The following is a 1,446-nucleotide window of genomic DNA, read 5'->3' as shown; positions in this document are numbered from 1 at the left end:
AGAAGCCCGCTGGCCCGAAGAAGTGGACGCCCGAGGAGAAGCTGCGCGTGCTGGTGGTGGCCCAGGGGCTTGAGGGTGAGAAGTTGGGGGCGTTGCTGCGCCGCGAGGGGCTGCACGAGGCGCAGTTGAAGGAGTGGCGGCAGGTGGCTGCCGGGGCCCTGTCGGGCGAGTCCACAGGGCCACTGACGGCCAGCCAGCGTCGCCGGCTGGCCTCTTCGGAGAAGCGCGTGAAGGAGCTCGAGCGGGAGCTGCGCCGCAAGGAGAAGGCGCTGGCCGAGACGGCGGCATTGCTGGTGCTCGAAAAAAAACTTCAGGGGATGGGCTGGGACGAGAAGTCCCCGGAAGACGAGGACGACGCAGTGGACGAGAAGCGCGAGAAATGACGCTTGCCCTCGTCGACGAGGCGCTGGAGAAGGGCGTGAGGCTGGAAGCCGTCTGCGAGCGACTCGGGGTGACGCCTCGCACCGTCCAGCGATGGAGGAAGCCCGAAACGGCCCAGGACGGCAGGTGCGGTCCGCATACCCGGCCCGCCAACCGGCTGTCGGAAGTGGAGAGACGCCGCATTCTGGCAGTGGCCAACAGCGAGGAGTTCCGCGACGTCTCGCCCAAGCAGATTGTGCCCCGGCTGGCCGACAGGGGCGAGTACGTGGCCAGCGAGGCGAGCATCTACCGGGTGCTGCGCGAGGCGGGGCAACTCACCCACCGGGGCTGCGCCAGGGCCCCCACGCCCAGGCTCCGGGCCGAGCACCTGGCCACCGGGCCCAATCAGGTGTGGAGCTGGGACATCACCTACCTGAAGGGGCCGGTGAAGGGAGCCTTCCTCTACCTGTACCTGGTGGTGGACGTCTTCAGCCGGCGCATCATGGGCTTTACGGTGCACGAGGAGGAGTCGTCCGAGCATGCCGCGGCCCTCATCCGCCGCTGCTGGCAGGAGGCGGGCTGTCCCGAGGGGCTGGTATTGCACTCGGACAACGGCGGCCCGATGAAGGGCGCCACGCTGCTGGCCACCCTGCAATGGCTGGGCGTCACGCCCTCCTTCAGCCGGCCCCGCGTCTCGGACGACAACGCCTTCTCCGAGGCTCTCTTCCGTACGCTGAAGTACCGCCCCTCATTCCCTCGGCGCCCCTTCGCATCCGCCGAGGACGCGCGCGCCTGGGTGACGCGCTTCGTGCATTGGTACAACACCGAGCACCTGCACTCCGCCATCCGCTTCGTCACGCCTGACGACAGACACTTCAGTCGGGAGACGGCGCTGCTCGCCCGGCGCCATCAGGTGTACCAGCGCGCTCAAGCCCGCCATCCTGAGCGATGGAGTCGCCACACGCGAGACTGGACACCGGCAGGCCCAGTGCGCCTCAACCCCTCCCCGAACCCCACCCTGGCCGTGCAGGAGTTGAAGCGCATCGGTTGAACTCTCTCACGCGACAACTACCTTGACGCTCACCG

General features: G+C 68.3%; 2 protein-coding genes. Both read left to right on the top strand.

Annotated elements, in window-relative coordinates:
- On the top strand, positions 1-383 hold a 383-nt coding region (locus HNV26_RS37320), incomplete at its 5' end, for a transposase (protein ID WP_171445598.1).
- Positions 380-1,411 (top strand): IS3 family transposase, encoded by a 1,032-nt coding sequence (locus HNV26_RS37315; RefSeq protein WP_171445599.1) that lies wholly within the window; start codon positions 380-382, stop codon positions 1,409-1,411. The genes HNV26_RS37320 and HNV26_RS37315, both read left to right, overlap by 4 nt.
- Positions 1,412-1,446: the final 35 nt, after the last annotated feature.

This window comes from Myxococcus xanthus, from assembly GCF_013116825.1.
In the GTDB taxonomy this organism is placed as follows: Bacteria; Myxococcota; Myxococcia; order Myxococcales; family Myxococcaceae; genus Myxococcus; species Myxococcus xanthus_B.
The sequence above is the reverse complement of the archived record's forward strand: the minus strand, read 5'-3'. Positions and strand labels throughout refer to the sequence as shown.